This is a genomic window from Conexibacter sp. S30A1, from assembly GCF_023330665.1.
In the GTDB taxonomy this organism is placed as follows: domain Bacteria; phylum Actinomycetota; class Thermoleophilia; order Solirubrobacterales; family Solirubrobacteraceae; genus Palsa-465.
In genome coordinates, this window is sequence record NZ_CP097127.1 from 2968701 (window position 1) to 2995151 (window position 26451).

30 protein-coding genes are annotated in these 26451 nt (G+C 66.6%); 16 read left to right on the forward strand and 14 right to left on the reverse strand.

What is annotated here, in order from left to right; genetic code table 11:
• Nucleotides 1–16 precede the first annotated feature (16 nt).
• Nucleotides 17–922 (reverse strand): GNAT family N-acetyltransferase, encoded by a 906-nt coding sequence (locus M3M54_RS14210; protein WP_249019695.1) that lies wholly within the window; start codon nucleotides 920–922, stop codon nucleotides 17–19.
• Nucleotides 923–996: 74 nt separating this feature from the next.
• Here M3M54_RS14210 and M3M54_RS14215 point away from each other — a divergent pair, with 74 nt between their 5' ends.
• The 3 genes from M3M54_RS14215 (at nucleotide 997) to M3M54_RS14225 (ending at nucleotide 4026) form a co-directional block, all read left to right on the forward strand.
• Entirely contained in the window at nucleotides 997–1269 is a 273-nt protein-coding gene (locus M3M54_RS14215; protein WP_249019696.1) for a hypothetical protein, read from the forward strand.
• A 70-nt stretch (nucleotides 1270–1339) separates the two neighbouring features.
• Nucleotides 1340–3058, forward strand: a complete 1719-nt coding sequence (locus M3M54_RS14220; protein WP_249019697.1) for a kelch repeat-containing protein — start codon at nucleotides 1340–1342, stop codon at nucleotides 3056–3058.
• 110 nt (nucleotides 3059–3168) lie between these two features.
• Complete coding sequence (locus M3M54_RS14225) at nucleotides 3169–4026, forward strand: RimK family alpha-L-glutamate ligase (protein WP_249019698.1); 858 nt, start codon at nucleotides 3169–3171, stop codon at nucleotides 4024–4026.
• A gap of 66 nt (nucleotides 4027–4092) precedes the next feature.
• On the opposite strand, the gene M3M54_RS14230 is transcribed toward M3M54_RS14225, so the two are convergent.
• The 3 genes from M3M54_RS14230 to M3M54_RS14240 form a co-directional block, all read right to left on the reverse strand.
• The gene (locus M3M54_RS14230; protein WP_249019699.1) at nucleotides 4093–4575 is read right to left on the reverse strand and encodes a heme-degrading domain-containing protein; all 483 of its coding nucleotides are present in this window, start codon (nucleotides 4573–4575) and stop codon (nucleotides 4093–4095) included.
• Nucleotides 4572–5549 carry a Gfo/Idh/MocA family protein gene (locus M3M54_RS14235; protein ID WP_249019700.1) on the reverse strand — a complete coding sequence of 326 codons (978 nt, stop codon included), beginning with the start codon at nucleotides 5547–5549 and terminating at the stop codon, nucleotides 4572–4574. The genes M3M54_RS14230 and M3M54_RS14235 overlap by 4 nt, the downstream gene beginning before the upstream one ends.
• Nucleotides 5550–5616: 67 nt before the next feature.
• Nucleotides 5617–6243, reverse strand: a complete 627-nt coding sequence (locus M3M54_RS14240) for a malonic semialdehyde reductase (protein WP_249019701.1) — start codon at nucleotides 6241–6243, stop codon at nucleotides 5617–5619.
• A 132-nt stretch (nucleotides 6244–6375) separates the two neighbouring features.
• On the opposite strand from M3M54_RS14240, the gene M3M54_RS14245 reads away from it, so the two are divergent.
• A complete protein-coding gene (locus tag M3M54_RS14245; protein ID WP_249019702.1) occupies nucleotides 6376–6741 on the forward strand; it encodes an RNA-binding S4 domain-containing protein in 366 nt (121 codons plus the stop codon).
• A gap of 188 nt (nucleotides 6742–6929) precedes the next feature.
• Here the strand turns inward: M3M54_RS14245 and M3M54_RS14250 are convergent, their stop codons facing one another.
• Nucleotides 6930–7163, reverse strand: coding sequence for a hypothetical protein (locus M3M54_RS14250; protein ID WP_249019703.1), 234 nt, complete (start codon nucleotides 7161–7163; stop codon nucleotides 6930–6932).
• The gene (locus M3M54_RS14255) at nucleotides 7160–7660 is read right to left on the reverse strand and encodes a hypothetical protein (RefSeq protein ID WP_249019704.1); all 501 of its coding nucleotides are present in this window, start codon (nucleotides 7658–7660) and stop codon (nucleotides 7160–7162) included. Before M3M54_RS14255 ends, M3M54_RS14250 begins: the two co-directional genes overlap by 4 nt.
• Before the next feature lie 113 nt (nucleotides 7661–7773).
• Here M3M54_RS14255 and M3M54_RS14260 point away from each other — a divergent pair, with 113 nt between their 5' ends.
• Nucleotides 7774–8109, forward strand: coding sequence for a hypothetical protein (locus tag M3M54_RS14260; protein WP_249019705.1), 336 nt, complete (start codon nucleotides 7774–7776; stop codon nucleotides 8107–8109).
• A 21-nt stretch (nucleotides 8110–8130) separates the two neighbouring features.
• On the opposite strand, the gene M3M54_RS14265 is transcribed toward M3M54_RS14260, so the two are convergent.
• The 4 genes from M3M54_RS14265 to M3M54_RS14280 all read right to left on the reverse strand — a co-directional run bounded on the left by M3M54_RS14265 (nucleotide 8131) and on the right by M3M54_RS14280 (nucleotide 10202).
• The gene (locus M3M54_RS14265) at nucleotides 8131–8862 is read right to left on the reverse strand and encodes a hypothetical protein (RefSeq protein WP_249019706.1); all 732 of its coding nucleotides are present in this window, start codon (nucleotides 8860–8862) and stop codon (nucleotides 8131–8133) included.
• Nucleotides 8863–8971: 109 nt separating this feature from the next.
• Nucleotides 8972–9160, reverse strand: a complete 189-nt coding sequence (locus M3M54_RS14270) for a hypothetical protein (RefSeq protein ID WP_249019707.1) — start codon at nucleotides 9158–9160, stop codon at nucleotides 8972–8974.
• 383 nt (nucleotides 9161–9543) lie between these two features.
• A complete protein-coding gene (locus M3M54_RS14275; protein ID WP_249019708.1) occupies nucleotides 9544–9963 on the reverse strand; it encodes a putative toxin-antitoxin system toxin component, PIN family in 420 nt (139 codons plus the stop codon).
• Complete coding sequence (locus M3M54_RS14280) at nucleotides 9960–10202, reverse strand: hypothetical protein (RefSeq protein WP_249019709.1); 243 nt, start codon at nucleotides 10200–10202, stop codon at nucleotides 9960–9962. The genes M3M54_RS14275 and M3M54_RS14280 overlap by 4 nt, the downstream gene beginning before the upstream one ends.
• 654 nt (nucleotides 10203–10856) lie before the next feature.
• Here M3M54_RS14280 and M3M54_RS14285 point away from each other — a divergent pair.
• From M3M54_RS14285 to M3M54_RS14315, 7 genes are all read left to right on the forward strand, one after another.
• Entirely contained in the window at nucleotides 10857–12389 is a 1533-nt protein-coding gene (locus M3M54_RS14285) for a transposase (protein ID WP_249019710.1), read from the forward strand.
• A gap of 413 nt (nucleotides 12390–12802) precedes the next feature.
• Nucleotides 12803–13609, forward strand: a complete 807-nt coding sequence (locus M3M54_RS14290) for a ParA family protein (RefSeq protein WP_249019711.1) — start codon at nucleotides 12803–12805, stop codon at nucleotides 13607–13609.
• The gene (locus tag M3M54_RS14295) at nucleotides 13606–14103 is read left to right on the forward strand and encodes a hypothetical protein (protein WP_249019712.1); all 498 of its coding nucleotides are present in this window, start codon (nucleotides 13606–13608) and stop codon (nucleotides 14101–14103) included. Before M3M54_RS14290 ends, M3M54_RS14295 begins: the two co-directional genes overlap by 4 nt.
• A 455-nt stretch (nucleotides 14104–14558) precedes the next feature.
• Nucleotides 14559–15278, forward strand: a complete 720-nt coding sequence (locus M3M54_RS14300) for a hypothetical protein (protein ID WP_249019713.1) — start codon at nucleotides 14559–14561, stop codon at nucleotides 15276–15278.
• Complete coding sequence (locus tag M3M54_RS14305; protein ID WP_249019714.1) at nucleotides 15278–17077, forward strand: TraM recognition domain-containing protein; 1800 nt, start codon at nucleotides 15278–15280, stop codon at nucleotides 17075–17077. The genes M3M54_RS14300 and M3M54_RS14305 overlap by 1 nt, the downstream gene beginning before the upstream one ends.
• Nucleotides 17078–17136: 59 nt before the next feature.
• Nucleotides 17137–17832, forward strand: a complete 696-nt coding sequence (locus tag M3M54_RS14310; RefSeq protein WP_249019715.1) for a nuclease-related domain-containing protein — start codon at nucleotides 17137–17139, stop codon at nucleotides 17830–17832.
• A gap of 91 nt (nucleotides 17833–17923) precedes the next feature.
• Nucleotides 17924–19351: an IS256 family transposase gene (locus tag M3M54_RS14315; RefSeq protein ID WP_249019252.1), complete on the forward strand. Its 1428-nt coding sequence runs from the start codon at nucleotides 17924–17926 to the stop codon at nucleotides 19349–19351.
• 46 nt (nucleotides 19352–19397) lie between these two features.
• Here M3M54_RS14315 and M3M54_RS14320 read toward each other — a convergent pair whose 3' ends face one another.
• The 3 genes from M3M54_RS14320 to M3M54_RS14330 all read right to left on the reverse strand — a co-directional run bounded on the left by M3M54_RS14320 (nucleotide 19398) and on the right by M3M54_RS14330 (nucleotide 23284).
• On the reverse strand, nucleotides 19398–20747 hold the full coding sequence (locus M3M54_RS14320; RefSeq protein ID WP_249018800.1) for a transposase: 1350 nt from the start codon (nucleotides 20745–20747) through the stop codon (nucleotides 19398–19400).
• A gap of 442 nt (nucleotides 20748–21189) precedes the next feature.
• Entirely contained in the window at nucleotides 21190–21672 is a 483-nt protein-coding gene (locus M3M54_RS14325) for a GNAT family N-acetyltransferase (RefSeq protein ID WP_249019716.1), read from the reverse strand.
• 196 nt (nucleotides 21673–21868) lie between these two features.
• Nucleotides 21869–23284 (reverse strand): transposase, encoded by a 1416-nt coding sequence (locus M3M54_RS14330; protein WP_249019717.1) that lies wholly within the window; start codon nucleotides 23282–23284, stop codon nucleotides 21869–21871.
• Nucleotides 23285–23530: 246 nt separating this feature from the next.
• Here M3M54_RS14330 and M3M54_RS14335 point away from each other — a divergent pair, with 246 nt between their 5' ends.
• Nucleotides 23531–23965 (forward strand): GNAT family N-acetyltransferase, encoded by a 435-nt coding sequence (locus M3M54_RS14335; RefSeq protein ID WP_256465786.1) that lies wholly within the window; start codon nucleotides 23531–23533, stop codon nucleotides 23963–23965.
• Nucleotides 23966–24078: 113 nt separating this feature from the next.
• Here the strand turns inward: M3M54_RS14335 and M3M54_RS14340 are convergent, their stop codons facing one another.
• Complete coding sequence (locus M3M54_RS14340) at nucleotides 24079–24342, reverse strand: hypothetical protein (protein WP_249019719.1); 264 nt, start codon at nucleotides 24340–24342, stop codon at nucleotides 24079–24081.
• Between the two features lie 806 nt (nucleotides 24343–25148).
• On the opposite strand from M3M54_RS14340, the gene M3M54_RS17080 reads away from it, so the two are divergent.
• From M3M54_RS17080 to M3M54_RS14350, 3 genes are all read left to right on the forward strand, one after another.
• A complete protein-coding gene (locus M3M54_RS17080) occupies nucleotides 25149–25379 on the forward strand; it encodes a hypothetical protein (protein WP_371878598.1) in 231 nt (76 codons plus the stop codon).
• Nucleotides 25372–25812: a Clp protease N-terminal domain-containing protein gene (locus M3M54_RS14345; protein WP_249019720.1), complete on the forward strand. Its 441-nt coding sequence runs from the start codon at nucleotides 25372–25374 to the stop codon at nucleotides 25810–25812. Before M3M54_RS17080 ends, M3M54_RS14345 begins: the two co-directional genes overlap by 8 nt.
• A gap of 80 nt (nucleotides 25813–25892) precedes the next feature.
• On the forward strand, nucleotides 25893–26288 hold the full coding sequence (locus M3M54_RS14350) for a hypothetical protein (protein WP_249019721.1): 396 nt from the start codon (nucleotides 25893–25895) through the stop codon (nucleotides 26286–26288).
• The last annotated feature ends 163 nt before the right edge of the window (nucleotides 26289–26451 follow it).

Below are 26451 nucleotides of genomic sequence, written 5' to 3' on the forward strand. Positions count from 1 at the left end.
CTGCCAGTACTGGAATCTAGTGGCTGAAAGGTTTCGGTGGTGCTGTGATGAAGGCGAGTTGCTGCGCGTCGTGGTCGGGGCGGTAGCCGATCGCCTGATAGATCGCGTTGGAGGTGGGGTTGGCCAGGTCGGTGTAGAGCACCACGTGCTCGGCACCGGCGGCGAGCGCCGCGGCGCTGGCGGCGGCCGTGACGGCGGCGCCATAGCCGTGGCGGCGGTGCGCCGGCGGCGTATAGACCGGGCCGACGCGGGCGACACCGGCGGCGGGCGCGCTGACTGCGGCGAGTGAGACGGTCTCGTCGTCGTAGTCGCTCTCGCCGCCGTTCGCGCCTGCCTGCGGCGCGCGCCAGAGCTGGACCTCGCCGGCGGCGATCCGACGCTGAGCCAACGCCTGCCAGTCCTGCGGCGGGTCCCCTTCCAGGGCCTCCTCGTGAAAGGCCTGCAACCAGCGGACGAGCAGCTGGGTGTCTGGCGGATCGGTGGCGAGGGTCGCGACGCCCCGGACACCCGTTGGCGGCTTCAGCGTTTGCAGGCGGTACATGCGCATCGCGGCGAGCTGCGTGACGCCCGCACCCGTCAGCTGCGCCCAGCGCTCGGCGTAGGTGCTGGCCGCCTCGCTGGTGCCGGTCACGCCAGGCAGCTCGCGGCCGGTCTGATGGAGCTCATCGGCCAAGAGTTGCGCCGCCGTCTGTGGCATGCGTGAGAGGAACAGGTTGTGGGGCGGGGTGTGCATGGCGACGCCGACAACGCCATGTGCGTCGGTGACGATCAGCCAGAGATCGTCCTCGTGGCCGGGCTCGGGCGTGGCGGCACGGCGCCGCGCGTTGGTCGCGATCACGCTCGTGCTGAACGGATCGCCTGAGAGCAGTTGCGTGGCGTCGGCGAGGAAGCGCTTGGGATCGTGGCTCCGGCTGAGCTGCACCCAGCCACCTTACCGCCGGCGACGGGCTGGGCAGGCGCCCGGGACTGGGGATCGCGTAGTAGGTTGCTTTGGGCATGCTCACCGTCTACGGCGCCTGTGCGGTCACGTTCATGATGCTCATGTACGCGCTCGAGCGGCGCGGGTCGCGGTTCGTGCTCGCCTTCGCGTTCGGCTGTCTGCTGTCAAGCAGCTACGGCTTTCTGGCCGGCACCTGGCCGTTCGGGGTTGTCGAGGCGCTGTGGTCCGTTGTGGCGCTCAGACGCTTTATGAGTCTGCGCGCCGGCGCGAACGCCGGCGAGCCGGGGCCGGGCTCACCACAGATGCCCGCCCGCGAGGCCCGGGACTGAACGGCACTGGGAGGACTCTCGGTCGCGCGCGCGTAGAGTTTGGCGGCCGCGCGATTCGCGCGCGTGCCAGGTGATCGTCCCCATCTTGGTCAGGAGCGAGCGGATGCTGGAGCGTGTGGGAGTGTCGCGGCGGTGGGCGGCGTTGGCCACGGTGACCGTGTGCGGTTTTGGTGTGTGGGTGCCGGGTGCCTGGGCGGCTTCGTCGGCTTCTTATTTCACGGCGCTTTCTGGGCAGATGACGATCGCGCGCTACGGGGCGGCGGCGGCACCGTTGCCGGACGGGCAGGTGTTGATCGCCGGCGGCGAGAACGGCAGCGGTCCGCAGTCGAGCGCAGAGGTGTTCGATCCAACGACCGGGACGTTTGCGGCGACGGGGTCGATGACCTACGCGCGCTACGGGGCGGTGGCGGCGCCGTTGCCGGACGGGGACGTGCTGATCGCCGGCGGCGCCAGCAGTGGCGCCTACTTGACGAGTGCAGAGGTGTACGACCCGGCCAACGGCACGTTCAAAACCGTTGGGTCGATGACCACCCCACGCGCGTTCGCGGTGGCGGCCTCGCTGCCGGACGGGCAGGTGCTGATCGCCGGTGGGGCCAATCTGACCGGCCCCCTGTCGAGCGCGGAGGTGTTTGATCCGGCGACCGGGATGTTCACGGCGCTGTCGGCGCAGATGACCACCGCACGCAAGGGCGCGGTGGCGGCGCCGTTGTCGGACGGGAACGTGCTGATCGCCGGCGGAGATAGCAGCAGCGGCACCGTCTTGCAGAGTGCGGAGGAGTTTGATCCGGCGACCGGGACGTTCACGGCGCTGTCGGCGCAGATGACCGTCGCCCGCTACGGGGCGGTCGCGGCGCCGTTGTCGGACGGGAACGTGCTGATCGCCGGCGGCGAGGACTCGAGCTCCAGCTTCGTGTCGAGTGCGGAGGTGTTTGATCCGGCGACCGGAACGTTCACGGCTACGGGGTCGATGACGACCACACGCGAGGGGGCGGCGGCGGCACCGCTGCCTGACGGGCAGGTGCTGATCGCCGGCGGCGAAGGCAACACCAGCGGCTACCTCCAGAGCGCGGAGGTGTTTGAACCGGCACCGGAGGCCTCCGTGACCGGCGGCGGGTTTGGCGACCAGACCGTCGCGCAACCGTCGATGGTGCAGACGCTGCTGGTCACCAACGTCGGTTCACAGGTGCTTTCGATCGCAGGCGCGAGTCTCGGTGGTGCTGACCCCGGCGACTTTGCGATCACCAGCGATAGCTGCGCGGCAAGGCGGCTTGCGTTTGAGCAGAGCTGCACGATCCAGGTGCAGTTCACGCCGTCGGCTGCGGGTGCACGGACCGCGACGCTGAGCCTTCAAGACAACGAGCCGGTCCCGGCGAGCATCACGCTGTCGGGTAACGGGGTGCCGGCCAACAGCGGCCCGGCGGGCACGACCGGCCCAGCGGGCGCAACCGGCCCAGCGGGACCCAGGGGCGCGAGGGGCCGCCCGGGCGAGATCCTGCTGGTGAGCTGCCGGACGGTCATCGCGACGATCAGGCGTCACGGCCACCGGGTCAAGGTCAGGCGCTACAGGTGCACGAGCAGACACATCACCGGCACCGTCAGGTTCACAACGACCGGAGCGCGTGCGCGACTGGTCCGAGGTCACGTGCTGTATGCGAGCGGCAGCATCCGTCACGGCCGGCTCATGCTCCACGTCCGCCGGGGGACCCGACCCGGCCGCTACACCCTGATCCTCACACACCGTCACGGGCACCGTTTGATCACAACCCACCACACGATCACCATCACCTGACAGCCGGCACACAACCGCCGCAGTTCGCGCATCCGGGCTCGATCGGCTCGCTATTTTCACGGGCCTGTGAAGCGCGCAGCTCCGACAACTCCGGCGCCGGGCACGCCCCGATGACCGCCGTCGCCTTTGCGACGTGCGCGGCGCATCCTTCGGGAATCCCAGACGACCGGCCGGCGGCGCAGCTGGTCGGCGCCGAGTTCCAGATCTGGGATGACGAGAGCGTCGATTGGCACGCCTATGACCGCGTCGTGGTGCGGTCCGTGTGGGACTACACCGCCAAGCTCGACGCCTTCCTCGATTGGGTGCGGGTTGTTGGCGGCGGGCGCCTGCGCAACAGCCCGGAGCTGCTTGCCTTCAACGCTGACAAGCGCTACCTGGCCACGCTCGACGCTCCGACAGTGCCGACGAGATTGCTCGAGCCCGGTGACCCGTTGCCCGCCTTCACCGACGAGGTTGTGCTCAAGCCGAATATCTCCGCGGGCGCACGCGACACCGGCCGTTTCACCCCTGACGCCACGGACGAGGCCGTGCGGCTGCTTGACCGCATCCATCGCAGTGGCCGTGCGGTGCTGATGCAGCCCTACCTGTCCGGTGTGGATCTCGACGGCGAGCGCGCCGTGGTTTTCTTCGGCGGGCAGCTCTCGCATGTGCTTCACAAGCGCCCGGTGCTGCGTGACCCCGGTGTGGCCCCGGTCGCGAACGCCGCCCACGCCCCGGCGGCGATCATGCTCGATCCCGACCTCGTCGTGCCTGGCAGCGCCAGTGCCGAGCAGCTGCAGCTCGCCCAGCGGGTCCACGGCGAGGTCGCGGAGCGCTTCGGCGAGCCACTGTTTTTGCGTGTCGACATGGTCCCCGGCCCCGACGGCGCGCCGGTGGTGATCGAGCTGGAGGCGATCGAGCCGATCCTCTACCTGGGCTTGATTCCCGGCGCCGCGGAACGTTTCGCGGCGGCCGTGCGTCGCTGTTGACGCCATGGGCGGTGCCGCGCACCGGTGATGGGGCGCTCGCGCGATTGAGCGCCGCTGCCGGCCTGCTCAGCCGGATCGACCAGCGAGGAACGCGGAGATCATCTCGACCACGAACGCGTGGTCCTCTGATTGGGGCAGGCCGGAGACGGTGACGGTTCCGACGACGCCCACGCCGGCAATCCGAATCGGGAACGCGCCACCGTGGGGGGCAAACAGCACGGGTTCGACGCCCAGCGCCGCATCGAGCTCCCTGCCAGCGGCCGCCAGGCGGCGGCCAACAAGGTAGGAGGAGGCGCCGAAGCGGTTGACGACGTTGACCTTGCGCTCGATCCAGGCGTCGTTGTCCGGCGTCGTACCATCGAGCGCCGCGTGAAAGAGCTGATGACCGTGCCGGCGGATATCGATCGTGATGGCCAGCGCCCGCGCGCTCGCCGCCGCGACCATCGCGCAGCCCAGCTTCCAGGCATCGGTGTTGTCGAAGCGGCCGAATATGAGTTCGCGTTCCTGCGCCTCGAGCTGGGCGATGAGCTCCTGCTCATCGCCGCTCATGAGCGCGCCCCGGCTCGGGCCCGCACGGCGTCCATCGTCTCCATGATCGCGACGGTCTCGTCGAGGCTCATCAGTGGACTCTCGAGCTCGCCTGCGGCAAGACGGCGAGCGACCTCGTCGGCCTGATGGCGCAGCCCGCGGCCCTGGTGCTCTGAGCGCACCACGGTTGGCTCGCCGTCGCGCGGGATCAGGCTGACGGAGGCCGGGGCGTAGAAGGCGCCGTCGATCTCGATCCGCGCATCTGTCCCGACGATCGCGGCTCTGGTTGGGCTCTTGGCTCGGAGAGTGCATGTCAGCACCGCCTGGGCGCCACTCGCATAGCTGAACAGCATCGAGGTCTGCGCGTCGACGCCGGTGAACGCCGGATCGCTGATCGCGACGATCTCTGTAGGGCTGCCCAGGACCATCGATGCGAACGACACCGGATAGATGCCAAGGTCGAGCAGTGCGCCGCCTCCGAGTGCCGGGGCGAACAAGCGAAACTCTGGGTCTTCGGCGAACCACTGGCCGTGATCGGCGCTCACCGTCACGATCTCGCCGAGCGTGCCCTGCGCGAGCCATTCTCTGACCACGGCGATGTGGGGCAGGAACCGTGTCCACATCGCCTCCATCGCAAACAGCCGCCGCTCACGCGCAACCGCGACCACCTCGCGAGCCTCCTGCGCGTTCATCGTGAACGGCTTCTCGACCAGCACCGGCTTGCCGGCCTCCAGGGCAAGCAGCGCGTTGTCGCGATGCATCGGGTGCGGGGTTGCCACGTAGACGATGTCAACCTCAGGGTCGCCGACGAGCGCCTCGTAGCTCGCGTGCGCACGCGAAACCCGGTGCGCCTTGGCGAAGCGCTCCGCCGACTCCTGGCTGCGTGAGCCGACCGCCGCAACGACGCCCGAGTCGCTCAGTGCCAGATCCGTCGCGAACGCAGCCGCGATCAGACCGGTTCCGAGGAGTCCCCACCGCAGCTGTCCTTCGGTCATGCGTTTCGTCCTTTCGCTCTGCTGGGCCACCGCACCGATTCTGGCGTGTCGGCGGCATCCATGACGATTACACGTACGCGACGAAGTCCTCGTGAGCAAGGCGCGGCAGCCGGTCAAACCACGGGTCGACTCCAGGCTTGCCGATGTTGACGACGAGGATCGTCTGCCACGGACTGTCCGGAAAGAACTCGCGGTCGATCGCTTCAGCGTCGTAGCCGAGCATCGGCCCGGCCGCCAGGCCCGCCGCACGCACGGCAAGGATGAAGTAGCCCGCCTGCAGCGCGCCGTTGAACTTGGCCAGGCGCTTGCGGTTCTCCAGATCGCCCGCAAACGCGTCTCGCAGCTCGGGCCGGTATGGCAGCAGCTCGGGGATCTTCTCGTGAAACTCGTTGTCGACCGCGAGGATGGCCACCGCTGGAGCGCTGAGCGTCTTGGCGCGGTTGCCCTCGTTCATCAGCGGGCCCAGGCGCTTCTTGCCCTCGGGGCTGCGCACGAACAGGATCCGCAGCGGATTGGTGTTGGCCATCGTCGGTGGCCACTTCGCGAGCTCGGTTATCGCCTTGAGCTGCTCGTCGCTGACGGGCTCCGCGGAGAACGTGTTGGCGGTCCGGGCGGCGGTGAACAGCAGCTCCTGGGCGGCTGGCTCGAGCGCGAGCAGGTTGGCGTTGGTCTGGATGCTTTCAGTTGAGGTCATGACGTTCTGGGACGGTTGCGGAAAAGATAGTTGAGTAGTCAACTATAGCGAGGCCAACGGGTCGGCTCTGCGGGGCCAGCTAAACGATTGATGGCCGTCGCCGCGCCACGTTTGAGGCGATACCGTGAGGCGATGACGCGCGTCGATAAGTGGCTCTGGACAGTGCGGCTTGTGAAGACGCGCGCGGCGGCCACCGAGGCCGCCAGGGGCGGACGCGTTCACATCAACGGCATCGCCGTCAAGCCGAGCCGCGAGGTCGTGGCTGGTGACGAGCTGGAGCTCACGGTCGGCCCGTTGCGCCGCACCGTGATCGTCCGGGGTGCCGCGGAGCACCGGGTCTCGGCGCCAGAAGCGGCAGAGCTCTACGAGGAAACCAAGCAGAGCATCGCCGAGCGTGAGCGTCAGGCCGAGCTGCGCCGTCTGGCCGGCCCGGTTGATCGCGGTGGGCGCCCGACCAAGAGGGAGCGCCGCCGCTACGACTCGGGGCCGCGGCGGTAGCCGTGGTGGCGTGCCGGTTCACGTTCGGCGGGGCCTGAGCTCGGACCATTCGTCGTAGGCGTTTATCGTCACGAGAAATGGATCCAAGCCGGCAAGCCCGAGCAGCCCGAAGGCCCATGGCCAGGGCTCGCAGAAGTAGACCGTTGGGCTCCATGCATGGCTCTGTTGGCCTTGCCTCAGCGCGAGGTTCACGGGGATGACCGCCGAGGTTGTTCGGAGCCCCCGACGATGACCTCGCCCGACACCGCGTCGGTTAGATCGAGTCCGGCAAGCTCCGCGACATGGCGGCCCATCCGGATCTCCGAGGCCCCGGTGTCGATCAGGCATGCCTGAGGAGCCATCTCGAGTCCCTCGACGACGAGATCCACGACCGGGCGAGCGCGTCCCGCCTGTCCGGGGAGCGTCTGGAAGCGATGCCTCATCGCGGCGCGAGCCCGCTTGCCTCGAGTTCGTTGGCGGGAACCCGAAACATACTGTCCGCCTTCAGGCGGTGCTGGCTGAGCCAGCCGACCACGGAACGAGGATCAGATGCCGCGACGAGGACCTCCGGCCCCTTAGTCGCCACCCACTGACCGATGAACGGCTCCAGCGTTTCTGCCGCCGGACGTGTGCGGCCCGCCGCTCGCCGGGCGGCACTGGGCGGGGTACCGGTCGCGCGCGCCAGGTCCGCCGGCCGCCGCCCGGCGGCAAACCCCAAACCGGTGAGTATCCGGCGGGCGTGATGGCTCGTGAACGCCGCCCTGTCCAGGCCGGTGATCTCGCTGAGCACCTGCTTCGGCGGATACCGCCGCGCTCCGATCACCACGAAGTGGTCCCTGAGCGGCTCGGGAAGCACGGATCGCATCGAACGTTCGACCTGGCTGGCCCGCAGCACAAAAGCTCTGCCCGCCACGTTCACCTTCCGAATCGTCGCCGACATTGTTTCTCCGATCTGTCTCTGATCTGAAGCGTACAAGTTTGCGATGGTGCGCTGCCCGGTTCATGACACTCGTGTGGCACCAGCCTCTGGGTGTCCACAAACTCGATCAGCCCATGAGCGACGCAGCCGCCGAGAGGCTCGCGCAACCGCTTGCCGCGACGAGCACCGATCGTGCTTCCGGACTCCGCCGACCAGGCGCGGCCGCTCTGCCAGCTGGCCCGGCTGGCGCCGCACGGGCAGGGCGCGGGAGCCTCAAGTGGTCGCTGGCCGAGCGCCGTCGCCAGCATGTGCACCACCGTGTCGACGCCGCCGAGCTCCCGGTCCGTCACGAGGCCTGCAGGACGGCGCGGCCCTACAAGCTGGCGCTCACCAAGTCCGGCGCACTGTTCGAGCATGAGTTGCGCAAGCGTGACGACGATCGGCAAGACCTCGTCTGGGTCGAAGGCTGAAGGCCTGGTGGTCGCGGCGCGCTATGCCGCTTGGCTCAGATCCTCGCCCGTGTCGATGAGGACGGCTGAGTAATGGAAGCCGCCACGGCCCACGGCACGTTCCAGCGTCGCGAGCACGCGTTGCGGATCGTCGTAGGGCCCGCTGACGTAGTGGGGCCTGCCGTCCTTGCCGAACGTGATCGCGCTTGGTCCTGACCAGCTGCCCAGCGCAGGGCAAGCGCGCCTGAAGTCCGGGTGGGGCTCGAAGCCGAGCTCGCGCGCGAACTCGACGGCACCGAGCACCAGGTGCTGCCCCATCTCGAGCGGTACCGCGAGGCCCTGGGAGTGCCACGGTTCATAGTGATGCAGCCTGGCTGCGTCGAACTCACGGGTCCGCATCCGCTGCGGTCCCATCGCGTTCTTGACGCCAAGGCACCAGGTGTCCACCAGAAAGGTGCAGACCTGCAGCTGGTCGCGTCCGCACGGTCTCGCGGTCATTACGACGGCGATGCCACCGACTTGAGCGTCGTCCTCCTCGTCCGGCCAATCATCGTGACCGTCGATCCTGAGCCCTTGCCGCCAGCCTGGGTTGATCCAGCATCTGACCCGATCGGCGGCTCGACCGGACGCCGCGCCCTGCGACTCGGCTGCAACCGCCCTTATGAGCTGTGTGGCCTCGCTCTTGCTGATCGCCAGCGCGCGTGCGACTTCCGCCGGCGCGTAGCCCTGTGCTCGCAACTCCCGAACCCTGTTGAGTAAGCGCTCGTCGATCATGCCCACGTTTGTACGCCACCGACCGGACGCGAGACGGCGCCGGCGTGTGCGCGAGCTCGCGGTCCTGGGCGCTACCGTGGCGGTGCTGCTGACCGTCTGGGCGGCTGGTTCAGCGAGTGGCGGCGTGTGTGCTGAACGTGATCGCGTCGCCGACGGGTTCGCCGTGCTCGTCGTAGGTCACCAGGGCGAGGTGCTCTGCCGCCTCCGGCGCCTCACCGACGATCTGCTCAAGCGTCGCGCGGGCCTGTCGCTCCTCATCGAAGGACTCGACAAGGTTGCCGCTGCTGTCAAGGATCACGTGGTACGTCGACCGCCCAGGCTAGCTCGGTGCGGACTCAATATCAGCCACGCTGCCGGCGAGCGTGAGCGGGTCTTCCCAGGCGGCGAGGTGGCTGGGTTGACCGGTGGCAGCGAAGCACAAGCTGCGGCCAGCCCAGCCGACCGGACACGACGCCGCCTTGTCAGTCGCCTCTGGAACCCAGGGATTTCGTCGTATGGCGAGACCCGGACTTGAACCGGGGACACCACGATTTTCAGTCGTAGCCGGAACGAAAGCGTGATATCGGCGACGCGTGGGTGCAGTAAAACCGGGCGGTGAGCCGGGGTGCCGGACGTCGCAGTCGTCGCTCGTGTGGTTGGTCGGGGACGCTTTGGGGACGTCTCAGCCTGCCGGTGGGCCCTTCAGGCTCGGTCCAGCAGTTCGAGGAAGGCGCGTGGCCGGTACACCGCGATTCCGGGTAGATCGGCTTCAAGCAGATCTAGATCGACTGAGACGATCACGCTCGTGCCAGTCGCTCTTGCCAGGGCGACCAGATAGTCATCTTTGGGGTCGCGGACTTCGCTGGCTGGAGTCGGCGGGTCAGGGTACGTGGCGCCGATGGCCGAGACGATGGCTACGTAGGCACTGCCCTGGCCATCGCGAGCCCACCGATCGAACTTACGGCGGCTCAGGACGTCTTCAACCTCCGCAATGAGATTCGGCGAGATCACGAGTGTGAACCGCTCTTCGCGCCATGCGGACCGGATGCGGCCAGGTGACGCGCTTGAATCGCCTATGAAGCCCGCGACGAGAACGCTGGGGTCTACGACGGCTGCGATCAAGCCGCGTCGCGTCGTTCGCGGCGCATCGCGTGCAGCTCTTCGACGGCGAGGTGTTCGGCCTCGTCTTCGTCGAGCGGCTCTGCGGCCTGGGCGGCTTCGATTGCCAGGTCGCCGAGATAGATCGCGAGCGCGCGTTCGACTGCATCAACGTCACTGATCACGTCGGGCGTGGGGCCAGCTTTGCGGACTCGCTCGACCAGAGCCTCGTCGAGTGGCAGGTTGATGGTGCGCGTTGCCATGAGATCAAGATACTCCGTCCTTCAAGTGCCGTCCGGTGGCGCGCGTCAGCGCGTCGCCCTTGATGTCGTAGCGAAGATCGTCACATCGTGCGAGGTTGAACGTGGCGCAGGCAACCGCGTCCGCAGACGACTGGTCGTGTTACAGGACGGCGTCGCGAATGCTTTCAGCCCCTTGCGGGAGCCGTTGGGGCAGCGGCAGTGGGTAATCGTCTGCCTTGTTCCTTCCCAGGCAGAAGCGATCAGAGCCCGCCTCTCAGATGGCGACAAGCTCTAACCGGCGGCGATGGTGTCCGCCATCGCTCATGCGGGCGCACGGTCGCTGGCGTAACTGGCCGCTGAGGAACAGACTCAGAAGGCTCGGCGGAAATCTCCGGAACGTTCTCGGGACGTCGGTGCCGAGGCTGCGTCGGGGTCGTAACGCGAAACCCCCCGCCTTTACTGGATCTCGGGTTTCGCACTTTTGGGCCTGTAGCGGCATAGCGGCGTAGCAGGTGGTGGTGGTGGGCGGGGCCGTGGCGGGCTGGTGTGGCCTGTTGGCGCGGTGTCGGGGAAGGAGCATCGGCGGCTTGCGCGAAAGCGGTTGCTGTCAACATAACCCGTCCGTCGCGGCCAAGGGGAGGCACGCTGCGCGGCTTCTCTTGGAGGCTGCCGCCGATGCTCTGCGTCCCATCTTCGCTGAACGAGCTGCTTGTCCTGTTTGAGTCGTGTTTCACCCGTCCCACGTTTGAGACGTTCCGGGGGGTGTTGGTCGGTCAGGTCTCGCAGACCTCTCTGCGGTGCGTGACCGGGATGCTGACAGGCTCAAGGCTGTCGGGGGTGTGGCATCACGCGCGTTGCCACCGGTTCTTCGCCAATGCCCGCTGGTCCGTGGACGAGCTCGGGTTACGGCTCGCCTGCCTGATCGTTGAGCGGTTCACAGAACCGGGTGCGAGCGTGCTGGTCGCGGTCGACGACACGCTCCTGAAACGCAGGGGACGCCGGATCCACGGCACCTTCTGGCATCACGACGCGACCGCCAACAGCCGCTCAGGCTCGGTCGCGTGGGGGAACAACTGGATCGTGGCCGGGATCTGTGTCAAGCTGCCGTTCCTGCAGCGCACCGTATGTTTGCCGGTCCTGTTCCGGCTCTGGCAGCCGCGGCGCGAACAGTTCGTCAAGCAGCACAAGCCCGATCCTGAGCGGCCCGGGAAGGTCAAGCTGGCCAGGGCGATGGTCTGCCTGCTCGCCAAACGGCTGCCGGATCGCCAGATCAACGTGGTCGGTGACAGCGCCTACATCAGCCAGGCGTGGCGTGCTGCACCCAAGCGGGTGACGATCACATCGAGGCTGCGTAGCAACGCGGTGATCTACGCCCCTGCGCCGCCGCGCACCGGCAAACGCGGCCGGCCACGCAAATGGGGCAAACAGCTTGAAAGCCTTCAACAGATCGCAGCCGACCCCGCCACCGAATGGGTAAAGACGACCGTCAGGCGCTACAGCAAAACCGAGACGCTCGAGCTGGCTGAGATCAACTGCCTGTGGGAGCCGCTCGGCGCCGAAACCCCGGTCCGTGTGATCCTCGTCAAAGACGACACCAAGCCGTGCGGCTACCAGATCGCGCTGATCACCACCGACCTTCACGCCACCGCCGCGCAGATCGTCGAACGCTACGCAGACCGCTGGCCGATCGAAGTCGCCTTCCAGGACGGCAAAGAACTGTTCGGCGTCGGTGATGCCCGCAACCGGACCGAGAAAGCCGTGCAACGGACCGTCCCATTCCAGTTCTTGGCGATGGACCTCACGATCATCTGGTACGCGCTCTACGGACATCACCCCGACATCGTCACAGAGCATCGCGCCCGCGCCCCCTGGTATGTCTCCAAGACCACCCCATCATTCCAGGACATGCTCGCCAAGCTACGACGAGTGATCATCGCCACCCAATTTCAACCCGAACAGGCCCGAACCCCACAACCCAGGAAATCAACCAAGTCCAGCAAGCATGGGCAGCCGCCGGCCTATGAACTGCGAAACCCGAGCTGGATGGCGAGACCCGGACTTGAACCGGGGACACCACGATTTTCAGGAGAGGAATCCTCGGTGTTCAAAACTGGCCCTTTCCAGGGCAAAAGTTGCCTGGGATGGATCATGTTGTGCGGTCATGTTGTCCGCTATTTGCGAGCAGCCCAGGCCTTTCTGGGCCAGTAAATCGAGTCACTGGCCCAGAAACTTCCGACGGCACATTCGGCGCGGCTCGGGCCGACGCTCCGCCGTCTGACGCTCGCCCATCGCGGGCGATCTCGCCGGAGTCCGCAGCGATCCCATGTAGCCCTGGCGGCTCCATCGTCGGGCTTCTAACCACACGGGGGTTGACTGGTCGCCGGTGTTGCGGCGGTGCGTTTTCCGGGCTCTGTCCGGCTCGAGTCGTGCTGCCGCTGGGCCGGTGCATCGAGCCCTGTCCTTGACCTCACCACTAACGATCACAAGGAGCGCTCATGGCGACCGGTACATCCATCCATCCAGACATACACGAAGACGAGTGTGTAGACGCCGATCCCGGCGCACATGTAGACGGGCGTAAAGACGGTCGCGTAGACGGGCGTAAAGACGACGGTAGAGGTGTGCGTATCGACACGGGTGCGTTCGTGATCGTGCTTGCGAATCACAAGGGCGGCGTCACGAAGACGACATCGACGGCGAACCTTGGCGCGATGTTCGCTGAAGCTGGCCGGCGGGTGCTGCTCGTCGATTGCGACCCGCAGGCGAACCTGTCTGAGACGTTCGGGTGGGGTGAGGACCTGCCTTCGGAGCGGCTGGAGGATCTACTCGCCCATCCCGAGGCTGCTCATCGCTACACCCCACCTCGGGCGCTCCGAGACCGTATAGCGCCCGAGGTGGCGTGGCGCGATCGGCTGCGGATCATCCCCGCGACCGATGAGCTGGCAGACGTAGCTGCAGAGCTACGAACGACAGCTGGTCCGGAGTACCAGGATCGGTTGCGGGAAGTTCTTGAACCGCTGCGTGATCGGTTCGATCTGATCCTTCTGGACACACCTCCAGGGCGCGGGGTCCTGTCGGGGATGGCGGTGCACGCAGCCGATGGCCTGGTGATCCCCGCGTTGGCCGCCGACCTCGACGTTCGCGGCGCTGGCAAGGTCTACGACCTGGTCGAGGATGAGCTTCCGGACTTGCGCATCCTGGGTGTCCTGATCGCCGCGAGCGAGCGGCGCTGGCGGGTTACACGAGAAGCGGCCGCAAGGATGATGACCGATCAGATGCGAGTGCTGCCGGTGTGGGTGCCGCGGGCTGTGCGGGTTGCGTCGGCTCCGCGGCACTCGGCGCCGACGGCCGTGCTGGAGCCGGACTCAATGGTGACCCATGCCTACCGGCAGCTCGCCGGACTACTGCTCACAGAGGTCGACCGATGAGCTCGGCAGCGGAGATGCCGTCGGTCCGACGACGGCTGATACCCGGCATGAGCGCCCCGGTGCCAACCGGCATCAGCGACGCCCCGTACCTGGATCCGAAGGTCTCCGAACCGTCGACTCAGGTCGACGCGACCGAGAATGAGATCACCCCCGACAGCCCGCGCCCGGCGCGTCGCCCGCCTCGAACGCGGCCGCAGGAAGGAACTCGCGAGAGGCTGGCGACCGTCGCTGGCGAGGAGGCCGCGCGGCCTCCAAGGCGCTACCCGTCGTCAGACTACGGGAGCACCAACCTCTTCAACTTCCGCCTCCCGGTCGACCTCCATGACCGCTTCGGCGCGCTCATTGACGAGGTCAAGCACCGGCATCCCAGGTTGCGGAAGCCGAGCCTCACCGAGCTGCTGATCGCGCTTCTCGAGGAAGGGCCTCAGACAGCTGATGGTGTCGCGGAGATGATCCGTCGCAAGCGTCTTGACGAGCACCAGGAGGGGCTGTGATGACGGGCGCGATGAGCGGCCGGCGGGGAGCGGACGCCGGTGGCAGTCCCGGGGCGGCATGCCCAGGCTACATAGCTGGCTACAGAGCGAACTACAGAGTGCGGTTCTGTAGCTGGCTGCCGTCCCGCCCCCGCCAGCACTGGGGTTTGGTGGTGCGCCCGAGTCCGACTACCCGCCCCCCACGTGGAAGTTCAGTGGGGTGGGTTGCGGGTAGTCGGACTCGGGCCTGTGGAGATGAGAGGTGCTGGCGGGGGCGGGAGCAAATCGGATGTGTGCAGCAGCCAAGTGGACCGAATGCTGCAAGCAACAAGGAGTACAGAGGGAACGGATTTCAGCTGCAGCTACTTCAGTTATGGGGTTGCGGTGACGGATCCGTGGAAGGTCGGGGCTGTGATCAGGATGGGTGCCGGGGGGTGGTGTGAGTGGGTCGCGCGGTGGGTCCTGGGGAGGCGTCGATGGCTGGGCTGCGTTGGCTTGCGGGGGTCGGTGCATCGCCGTATGAGGCTTGGGGGGTGGCGATGGGGTGGGCGCCTGCAACGGCGTTCTCGCACGGCGCGCGGCTTGTTGGGGCCGGGCTTGCAGGCAGCTGCCGCACCCGGCACGGGCACGGCTCTCTGCTGTATGCCACGCATGCGGGGGTTGAGGCGGCCGGCGTGTTGGCCGTGGCGTTTCCAAGGCAACCAGCACCGACATCCTGGGCGCATTTGGAGGCGTGTGCCTGGACGGCTGCGTGGATGACCGCGAGGGGCCGTCACGTGATCGGCGAGCGGGAGCTGTTGACGGACCGGTCCTGGCGTGGCGAGCTGGAGTGGCTCGAGCGCGATGGGTTGCGTCGCCGCGGGCATCGCCCGGACCTGCTCGTGGGGCTGACGGCTGATGGCCCCGTGTTGCCTGTTGAGGTTGAGCTCGCGGCAAAGTCGCTGAAGCGGCTGCGCGCGATCATGGCGTTGCACGCCTCATGGATCGCGGCGCGGAAGACCACAGCGGTGATCTACGTGTGTGGCCCTTCGAAGCTCGCCGACAGGGTCAGGCGTGAGGGCGCAGATTTCGGGCTTGAGGTCGCCCGCAAGACGCTTCGCGTCGAGCTGCTTGACAGTGTCCGCAACGCCGCGCGCGCCGCGCGTGCAGACCGGTTGCATGAACCGCCGTCGGTGGTGACGCGGGCGGTGAGCTGATGCTTCAGTCTCGATTGATCGTCATCGACCTGGCGATCGCGCTTCTCACAGGTGGCGGTGGCGTCGCCGGCGCCTGGCTTCTGCGCCGCTACACGAGTCTGTCGGCACTGAACCTTTACGGGCTCGCCGTGATCTCGGTCGTGGCGCTTGGCGCGGTTGTTGCTGCTCGGTGGTGGACGGCGGTGATCGTGCTGCTGCCGGCAGCGGCGCCGGGGGTGGCCGGTGCTGCGGCGGGACGGCGCTGGCGGATAAGCGATCTCGGGGCGGGAGAGGAGTTGCGCAACCACGAACTCACAAGACGCTGGATCTGGCAGCCAGCGCCCGCCCGCCCTGATCAGGGACGCGTGTATCTGCGAGGGCAGGGAGAACTCGTTCGCGAACGACCATGGCCGAGTGCTATCGCCTACGTCTCAATGACAAGCGAGCGCGACCGCGGCCCGCGGCTTCCGCTCGGTGACGGGCAGCATGTCGTGATGTTCGGTGCTACCGGCGCTGGCAAGACGACCACAGCCAGGAGATTGATCGCTGGGCGAACACTGGCACAGCACGCCGCACTGTTGGTACTGGATCAGAAAGGCGATGAGGAGGACGTCGAGCAGATGAAGCTGCTGGCCGCCGCGGCCGGGGTGCCGTTCATCCTGTTTGACTCCCAGGATCACGCGACCGATCGGTGGCAGCCGCTGTGGGGCACGCCCGACGGTGTTGCCGCGCGGTGCGTTGAACCGGTGCGCCAATCCGAGCCCTACTACTACGACGCGCTGCGCCGCCACCTGGACATCGTCTGCAAGGTGTTGCACGCCTCGGACCGCTGGCCACCGTCGGTTCCGTTCCTGATCGACTGCTGCCAGCCGCTGCGCTACCCCTCGATCCTCGCGATCGCCGAACAGCTGTCCGTGCAGCGTGCGCAGCTGATCCGGCGCGCCACCGAGCACGGGCGCTACGTTCACAGCCCGCAGGGACTCAAGGACCTCGCCGGTGGGGCGAACCGGCTTGAGGTTGCACTTGCGTTGGCCGGCCGGCAGCTCGTCACGCCGCGCGTAACAGGCGATGGGGAGACGGTCGCGGTACGGCTTGTCGAGGCACTCAGACAGCGGGCGGTAGTGATGTGGCGCACCCATGCCGACACGATGCCCGACGAAGCCGCAGCCCTGTCAGTCCTCGCGCTCGCCGACCTGCACGATGCCGCTGAGCAGGCCGGTGCGCCCTGGACGCTCCTGCTTGACGAGTTCGGTGCGGTGATCAAGATGGCCGCCCAACGCGGTGTAGCGATCCTGCAACGCGCCCGCTCCCACGGCGGTCAGGTCGTAGTCATCACCCAGTCGGCCGCCGACATTGAGGCGCTCAGCGCGCAACCCGGGCTTCTGGCGAGCCTGACCGACAACTTCTCTGGGATCGTTGCGCACCGCCAAACGGCGCCGGAGAGCCGGGACTGGCTGGCGAAGCTGATGGGCACCCGCGCGCTCTGGCAGCAGACACAGGCAACCGACGGCAGCCGGCACGCCGGGCGCGGCAGCGCCAGGCGTGTGCGCGAGTTCCGGATCGGCTCCGACGTGTTCAGCGCCCTGCGGCGAGGACAGGCCGTGATCTACACGCCGTTTGCCGGCGATCCTGCGATCGCCAACATCGAGCCGTTCGTGCTGCCACAACAAACGCCCGCAAGGATCGATCCGACAGGTCGACGACATGCCTGCGAGATCGCCGTGCACGCCGAGAACGCACTGCCGGACCTGGCCCCTACGCCCGGCGAGGAGAACCACGAAGGCCTGCGCAATCAAGAGATCGACCCGGAGGAACTGTGAAAGACAGATGCCCGCCACGACGAGATGTGATCTGCCGGAGCGAGAGCTACGGTCAAGAAATGTCGCGGGCCGAGACCAAGCCCGACAGCAACGCCGCCGGTGCCAGCGCCCGGCGCGAATACGAACGACGAGCGCAAGCCCGGCGCGATCACGTGCGCAAGCGATACGGGCCTCTCGGCTCACTGGTCGCGGCCCTGGCTGGCGAGCCGCAAAACATCCACGCCTGGCAGCAAGGAGCCGAAGGCGAAGCCGCAACAGCACAAGTGCTCGACCTACGCCTGCGCCGCACAAGTGTGATTGTGATTCACGACCGGAGGATCCCCGGTCACGGCCGCGCAAACATCGACCACATCGCCATCGGCCCTGGCGGCGTCACAGTGATCGACACCAAGAGCAGCCGCGGTCAAGTGCAGCTGTCAACGACCGGGATCATGAACCGCCGAGAGCAACTGCTGATCAACGGACGCGACCGCACGAGCCAACTCGACGCCGTCGAACGCCAAGTCAAACAGGTCGCTGCGGTCCTCGACCGCCACGGTCATGAGAACGTGCCGGTTGTCGGCGCGCTCTGCTTCCCATTCATGCGCCGCAGCCTCTTTCACTACAGCCGCGCACGCGAAGGACGAATCAGCGTCGACGACCCGGTGCACATCGCCAAACTCGCTGCCCGCCCGGGAAAGCTGGACACCCAGCAGGTGGTCGAGATCTCCGCGCTCCTTGCGACAGCGCTTCCGGCAGCGAGTGCAAAGCAATGACAACCCGCCCCGACCGGACCGGGATTGCGCCCGCTCGCTCTCTGGCTGGGATCGTCACAGGAACTGTGTAGGCATCAGCGAAGGAGATCGCATGCCTACCACGACGAAGACCATGAGCAGTGATGTGTTGTTGGCCCAGCCCCCGTTCGGGGTGATGTCTCCCGCGCCTGGGTTGGGCGGGGAGGAGCGAAGCGACGAGCCGCCCAACCCAGGCGCGGCGCGGCCGGTGCCGGGGCTCGAGGAGGCGGTCGAGCGCGCGATCGCGCGTCGGCGGGTCCGTTGCGCGGTTGGGGGCGTTGAGGAGTCCTTGATCTCCGACGAGGTGATCGACGAGCTGCTGGCTGGCGCCAGGACCGAGGAGGAGATCCTTGGGTCAGGCGGGGTTCTTGGCCGGCTGACTAAACGGCTGGTGGAGCGTGCGATGAACGCGGAGCTGACCTGCCATGTCGGCTATGAGCCCCACCAGGAGCCCGCTGGCGGCGCGGCCAACCAGCGCAACGGGACGAGCGTAAAGACGCTCGTGAGCGATCACGGCAAGATCGTGATCGACGCGCCCAGGGACCGGGCAGGCACGTTTGAGCCGCAGATCGTCAAGAAGCGTCAGCGGCGCCTTGCCGGGATCGATCAGAAGATCCTCGCGCTCTACAGCCGTGGCCTGTCGACCCGTGACATCGAGGGCTACATGCAAGAGCTCTACGGCACGGGTGTGAGCCGTGAGCTGATAAGCCGCGTGACCGACCAGGTCGCAGACGACGTGCGTGAGTGGGCCAAACGGCCGCTTGAGACGATCTACCCCGTCGTGTTTTTGGACTGCATGGTGCTCAAGATCCGTGATGGTGGCAGCGTCGGGCACAAAGCGCTCTACATAGCGCTCGGGATCACCCTGGACGGCGACCGGGACGTGCTCGGCATGTGGTTTCAGGAGACGGAGGGCGCGAAGTTCTGGATGCAGGCGCTCAACGACCTGAAGACCCGTGGTGTGCGCGACATCCTGATCTGCTGTGTCGACGGGCTCACAGGGTTCCCTGAGGCGATCGAGGCGATCTTCCCGAAGACCACGGTCCAGACATGCATCGTGCACATGATCCGCTCAAGTCTCAAATACGTGCCCAGACGCGACCGTGAGCAAGTCGCCCGCGACCTCAAACCGATCTACACCGCGATCAACGCCGAGCAGGCATGGGCCGCACTGGAGGCCTTCGATGAGAAGTGGGGAGCGCGCTTCCCGATCATCACCCGGCAGTGGACCGCCGCCTGGGAGCACATCACACCGTTCCTCGCCTTCCCCGCCGAGGTCCGCCGGATCATCTACACCACCAACGCGATCGAGGCGCTCAACCGGCAGCTACGCAAAGCCATCAAAACCAAGGGCAGCTTCCCCAACGAGGACTCAGCCCGCAAGCTCGTCTACCTCTGCCTCCAGAACGCCGTCCCGCAATGGACCCGCTGCCGGAACTGGACAGCCGCGCTGCTAGCGCTCAAGATCCACTTCGGTGACCGGATCCCGGACGCAAGCTGACCACCACCCATTGACACGACGAGAGTAACTGCTCGGGTTTCGCAGTTCATAGGCCGGCGGCTGCCCATGCTTGCTGGACTTGGTTGATTTCCTGGGTTGTGGGGGTTCGGGCCTGTTCGGGTTGAAATTGGGTGGCGATGATCACTCGTCGTAGCTTGGCGAGCATGTCCTGGAATGATGGGGTGGTCTTGGAGAGGTACCAGGGGGCGCGGGCGCGATGCTCTGTGACGATGTCGGGGTGATGTCCGTAGAGCGCGTACCAGATGATCGTGAGGTCCATCGCCAAGAACTGGAATGGGACGGTCCGTTGCACGGCTTTCTCGGTCCGGTTGCGGGCATCACCGACGCCGAACAGTTCTTTGCCGTCCTGGAAGGCGACTTCGATCGGCCAGCGGTCTGCGTAGCGTTCGACGATCTGCGCGGCGGTGGCGTGAAGGTCGGTGGTGATCAGCGCGATCTGGTAGCCGCACGGCTTGGTGTCGTCTTTGACGAGGATCACACGGACCGGGGTTTCGGCGCCGAGCGGCTCCCACAGGCAGTTGATCTCAGCCAGCTCGAGCGTCTCGGTTTTGCTGTAGCGCCTGACGGTCGTCTTTACCCATTCGGTGGCGGGGTCGGCTGCGATCTGTTGAACGCTTTCAAGCTGTTTGCCCCATTTGCGTGGCCGGCCGCGTTTGCCGGTGCGCGGCGGCGCAGGGGCGTAGATCACCGCGTTGCTACGCAGCCTCGATGTGATCGTCACCCGCTTGGGTGCAGCACGCCACGCCTGGCTGATGTAGGCGCTGTCACCGACCACGTTGATCTGGCGATCCGGCAGCCGTTTGGCGAGCAGGCAGACTATCTCCCTGGCCAGCTTGACCTTCCCGGGCCGCTCAGGATCGGGCTTGTGCTGCTTGACGAACTGTTCGCGCCGCGGCTGCCAGAGCCGGAACAGGACCGGCAAACATACGGTGCGCTGCAGGAACGGCAGCTTGACACAGATCCCGGCCACGATCCAGTTGTTCCCCCACGCGACCGAGCCTGAGCGGCTGTTGGCGGTCGCGTCGTGATGCCAGAAGGTGCCGTGGATCCGGCGTCCCCTGCGTTTCAGGAGCGTGTCGTCGACCGCGACCAGCACGCTCGCACCCGGTTCTGTGAAGCGCTCAACGATCAGGCAGGCGAGCCGTAACCCGAGCTCGTCCACGGACCAGCGGGCATTGGCGAAGAACCGGTGGCAACGCGCGTGATGCCACACCCCCGACAGCCTTGAGCCTGTCAGCATCCCGGTCACGCACCGCAGAGAGGTCTGCGAGACCTGACCGACCAACACCCCCCGGAACGTCTCAAACGTGGGACGGGTGAAACACGACTCAAACAGGACAAGCAGCTCGTTCAGCGAAGATGGGACGCAGAGCATCGGCGGCAGCCTCCAAGAGAAGCCGCGCAGCGTGCCTCCCCTTGGCCGCGACGGACGGGTTATGTTGACAGCAACCGCTTTCGCGCAAGCCGCCGATGCTCCTTCCCCGACACCGCGCCAACAGGCCACACCAGCCCGCCACGGCCCCGTCCACCACCACCTGCTACGCCGCTATGCCGCTACAGGCCCAAAAGTGCGAAACCCGAGTAACTGTTAACCTGAAGAAACCACGCTTACACAGTTAACGTGACGCCCTCGTCGCGGGTCGAAGCGATAGCGCGGCACTGGTGGTCCAGCGCCGCCTGCGTGTCGGAGGTTGGGGTTGCTCGCTCCGCGATTACGCTCGGTGCTGCATAGGTAACGGACGCCTGAGGTGTCCCGCGCTCGTTCCCTCAGATCCGCGCATAGCGAGAGCAGCATCGCGGTGAGTGCGGTACTCCTCTCATGAACTAAGCAGGACTGGGCTCGGGCCCTGCCAGGCGTAGTGGATGTCCGGGGCGCGCTCCTCGTTGCCGCTGCCGTCGGTGCGCTGGAGTTCCCGGAAGCCGTGCTGGGAGTAGAACCGCTGTGCCCCCGTGTTGGAGACGAAGGTCCAGAGCTGCAGGCCGGCTGGGCGTTCACGCTTGGCGACTGTGATCAGCTCTGAGCCGATTTCCCGGCCGGTCAGGTCTGGCGCGACATAGAGGTGGTCGATCCAGTCCTGGTCGAGTACCAGCATCCCCACCATGGCACGGTCCGAGTAATCGGCTATCCAGCACTCAAGGCTCGGCACGACACGGTCAGCCACCCAGCGTCGGACGCCATCATCGTCATGTACGAGCGCGGGGACCGTCCCCGCGATCGCGGCCGCTCGACGTGCCAGCAGGTAGAGACCTGAGATCGAATCGGCATCGGACGGCAGGGCTCGCCTCGTGATGACCTTCACGCAAACAGCGTCTCAGATCGAAGGAGTTGCCTCAGCCAACAAGCGCAACCTTGCCAGCTGAGAAACGCACTTCCCGCGCGCAGCAGAGCCCCTGGACCGGCTTGCAAGATGCCTGTCGAAATGCGGAAGCGGGTCGCTACGGTTGCGGCGGTGAACGCGCCCATTCAGGCTCTCTCGGCATGAATGTGGTCAACTGTCACCCGGTCTCGTGTGCGTGTAGTTCGTGTGGTAGGTGAAGGGTGATCGGGCCGCAGGTGAGCAGCACGAGCGCGAGCACGGCTTTGGCGCTGTGGAAGCCGTAGGCGCGTCTGGTGATGAGCCGGACCTTGTTGTTGAGCGCTTCGGTGCGGCCTTGGTTGATCCCGAGGCGGATCGCGGCGAGGATCCCGTCGCGGTGTTTGCGGATCGTTTTGCCGAGCTTGACGAATGGCGTAAGCCGGCTGCGGGACAGACGCGACAGGAGCCGGTCGATCAGCACGGTGACGTCGTCGAGGTCCAGTCCTGCCTGGAAGATGCCACGGACCGCTTCTTTGAGCTCGTAGGCGCGCCATACCTCCCCGCCGGCGGCTTTGAGCCGGGAGAGGGTCGCGGCTTGGGTGTCGGTGAGCTTCTCAGGCTTCTTCAAGAGCGACCAGCGGGCGTCCTTGAAGCGCTTAGCGGCGTTCTGGTCGCCGAGGGAGCGCAGCTCGTTCCAGTATGAGCGGCGGACCTCGTCAAGCGCCTGGTTAGCGAGCGCCACCACGTGATAGGGGTCGATGCAGATCGTCGCCTGCGGGGCGTTGGTGCGGACGCTCTTGGCGTATCCGCCGGTCATGTCCATCGACACGGCCCGCAGCCTGGACGCGCGCGAGAAGACGACCGGATCGATCTCCACGCCGGGCTTTAGCCAGGCGCCGTGGATGCCATGACCGGCAGGCACTGTCGGGCACGGGCCGAATGGCACCATGATCGCTGGCGGCGGCTCCCACGACGGCCGGTCGGTGTGCTCGAGTCGTGGGTCCTCGAGCGGTGGATCGAGCGCATCGAAGAAGGCATCGGCGGCGGCCTGCCCCTTGCCCTCGCACCCCCACACGACCTGGCGGCGCTGATGACAGGCGACCAAGGTGAGGTAGTTGTGCTGGCGCTTCCAGCTGACCTCATCCACCCCGATGTCATAGAGATCCTCCAGACGGTCGCCGTCAAGCTCCTGTTCGCAGACACGCTCGATGATCCGCCCGACCGTGTCCCAGTCGATCCTGAGCATCCGCCTGATCGTGCTCTTGTCGGTCCTTGTGGCAAGCCACGCGACCAGACCCTCGAAGTCGCGCGTGAACTGCGACCCCGCACGCGCGAACGGCACCTGCTCGGTCCGCGCCCCATGCACCGGGCACCACAGCCGCCGACGCCGGCAATGGACCTCCAAACGCCAGACCCCGAGATCCAAGTGCCGCCAGACCGAGTGCTGCGGCCGCGTGTCCTTGCGCGCCACGGTCGCATACCCGCACTCCGGACAGATCAGCCGCCGGCGGCAGAGCGCCACCTCCACGACCACCCGGTCAGGCTCGAACTGGACGTCACGGACCCACACGCCCGAAAGCCGCAGAAGCCTGGAAAATGCTGTCGTGACACGCACGCTGTCCCTCCTTGCAAGCCGCTTGACCTCTAACAGCCAGCAGCCTGCCACGAGGGCAGCGGGCGTGTCGCCCAGCCGTGCGCAACCTGCGCGAACTGCCTCAGACAGCCAAACGCCTGCTCAAACCCTGAATCCGGCGGTCACCGTACCCACATCAATGCCGGAAGACCCCCCATTCAGATTCGTGACGGCCGCTCGACCGATGACGTTGCGTTGCTGGCGATGTGGGACCAAGCGATCAGGTGGATGGTCAAACGTGGGCAGTCGCAGCAATGGGGTGTAGAGCCTGCGTCTCAGCAGCCACGGCACCGGGAGATGGTCCGTCAATGGGTCCGGGGCACCGGCCTCAGGATCGCGGAATGTGACGGCCGGCCTGTCGGCGCGAGTGTGATCGTTGGCGAGCCCCCGGCGCATGTTCGCCCGACCGTCCTGCGTGAGACCTACTTGCTGCTCCTGATCAGCGATCGCGACGCAGCTGGACACGGCATCGGCTCGAGCCTGGTCAGCCGCGCGGTGAGCGACGCCCGGGACAACGGATCGGAGGTGCTGCGAGTCGACTGCTGGGCGGACGCTCCCGACCTGGTGGCATGGTATGAGCGACAGGGGTTCGTTCGCTCCGACACCTACACCGTTGACGCGCCCGGTGGCTGGAATGGCCAGGTCTTCGAGCTGAAGCTTTGATCCTTCGGAAGAGCGCCACGCCCTCCCGTTCCGCGCATTGTGCGTCTCTCGGGGGCAGGTCGCTCGAGACACCTCTCGCCATCTGGAAGCAGGTGTCGGCGCGCGTCCCTCTGTCACTGAGAGCGCGCGGTGAGCCGCGAGCCGCTTACGCGGCTGAGGCAGACCGGTAGCAGGGGGTAGCGGCTCACGGCTCGTGAGTGCCCGAGGCTGACCCGGGCCGTGAACCTGGAGCCACGGCGGCTACCGCACCAGTTAGACCACCAGACGTCGAAGAGCACTGTCTTGCCGTGCCCCAGGTCCCGATGCACGCGGTAGCTGAGCGGGTTCTCGCGCACGGTTGCGAGATGTCCGTTCTCGAGCACTGCGAAGCTGAGCACAGCCCGCAGATGACACGCCACCCCGCTGTTCCTTACGGCGATGAATACGACCGCTTGCCCTGCTGCGCCCTCCGGACTCTCGAGCAACGGGCGTACCGACCGGGACGCGCACGCCGGTACAGCATCAGCACGAGCGGTGCGAGGGCACACCAACCCCCAGGCGCACACCGTCAGGAGCATCACGGCTGCGCCGAGGCTCAGAGTACGAGCTAACTCGCGACGTCGCCGGCCGCAGGAAAGCGTGTGCATATGCAGATATTGCCAGGGACTGTCAACGTGCCGAGCCTCGCCGCGAGCGCAGCACGTGCCCGAAGCCGCACAAAAGCACAACCAGCTTCCAACAGCGACTCGTCCCTCCTCCTCGCCAGAACCAGGACGCGCGCTTGGTCGCCTTTGCGATAGCCACGGTCGATCGGACTCTCCGGCGAAAGCAATAGTCAGCGGATTGCGCGCTTTCCGCGCGAAGCGGCGAACAGGCGCGTCTGCCCTGCGTTCGGATCTTGCGGGTCTCTCGCACTGTCCGATGGCGGCTCGCAACCGTGCCCTTGCTTTCATGAATACGCGCTACTTCTGGTTGACGTTCGCGGCATAGCCTGGGCCGAAGACGGCTGCCGGTTGCGCTGCTGGCGAATTGCGCGTCTCTGGTGTGTCAGCCGTCGAGGCCTGCGTTCGCTCTGCGACGCTACTCCGGTGCGGCTCGACGATAGCCCTGAAGTGCCGGCAGCGGATGGTGGCGAGGACCGTTCACAGACCAGCATCGCCAACCCAGGTTGACAGCTCGACTGCTGCCAACTAAGGTTGACAACATGGTCGGCGCGCCGCCCACATTCCCCGAAGATCCCGCCGATGCTCTCGCGGCGGTCGGAGCGCTCCGTCGACTGGCTGATCGAGTGGAGGGCGCGGCTGTTGAGCGGGCTCTGGCTGTTGGCTGGTCGTTCACCGAGATCGCGGAAGCCCTCGGTGTGACCCGGCAGGCGGCGCATAAGAAGCATGCGCGGCGGTTCGCTGCCAGATCGAGAGGAGCTACAGATGTTTGAAAGGTTCGCGAGTGACACGCGAACGAGCGTCGAAGCTGCTCGCAAAGAGGCGCAAGCGGCCGGCGTGACAGCGATCGAGGCTGAGCATCTGTTGCTGGCGCTCAGCCGCAGGCCCGAGGCCCGCAAGCTTGGTCTCGATCATGATGAGATAGCTGACGCGCTCGCGCTCGAGGAGGAGCGCAGTCTTGCCGCCGTGGGCATCGATCGATCCCAGTACGACCTAACAGGGTCCGCTGCGAGGGGTGACGCGAAGCTCGGCACATCGGCAAAACTGGCCATCGAGCGTGCACTCAGGATCACAGCCAAGCGCGGCCAGCGGCGCCTCACGGCGCTGAACCTCCTGCTCGGCGTCATCAGTGCTGAACACGGCCGCGTGCCTCGGGCCCTGGAGCTCGCCGGTATCGACATCCACGAACTGCGCGCCCGACTGTGAGCTCTCCCGAACAGACCCCGATCCTCGCCGCCGAGGTATGGGACCGGCAACTGAAGGCCGGGCAGTCGGGCGAGTGGTCTGTGCTGGCGACGACGATCGCGCCTGGCTGCGTTTGGAGCGTGGTCACGCAAGGCGCTGTGTTCCGGGGACGTGATGAGGTCATCGGCTTTATCCGCGCAGGCTTCGACGCGGCCGCGACCCGCGAGCGGCCCGACGTCCGTGGCGAGTTCAGCACCACCGAGTCAGGCGTCTACGAATACACCAGCCGCGGGACCATCGACCCAAACCACGCCAAAGCTTTTGCCCGGCGGCTGACTGGAGGTCGCCCGATCATCACCAGTGGTCTTGCGAAGATCGTCGGCTGGGCGATGAGCGGGAAATCGTTCGTCGTCCCGGTCTGTTTCGTTTACCACGTCAACCAGGACGGGCAGATCGATCGCGTGAACGAATACGTCGGAAAGCGGAGCACCACCTGATCGAGTGCCGTGGGGATCAGCCGCGAGCATCCATCAAGGACCGTCACCTGCTCTCACCATTCGGCCAGACTCGTCACGCACCCCGCGACGCACCTGCCTTGTGCGGATCTCGGGGACTGTCGTGGCACCGATGACATCAAGGACGCTGGGACCACGGCCGAGG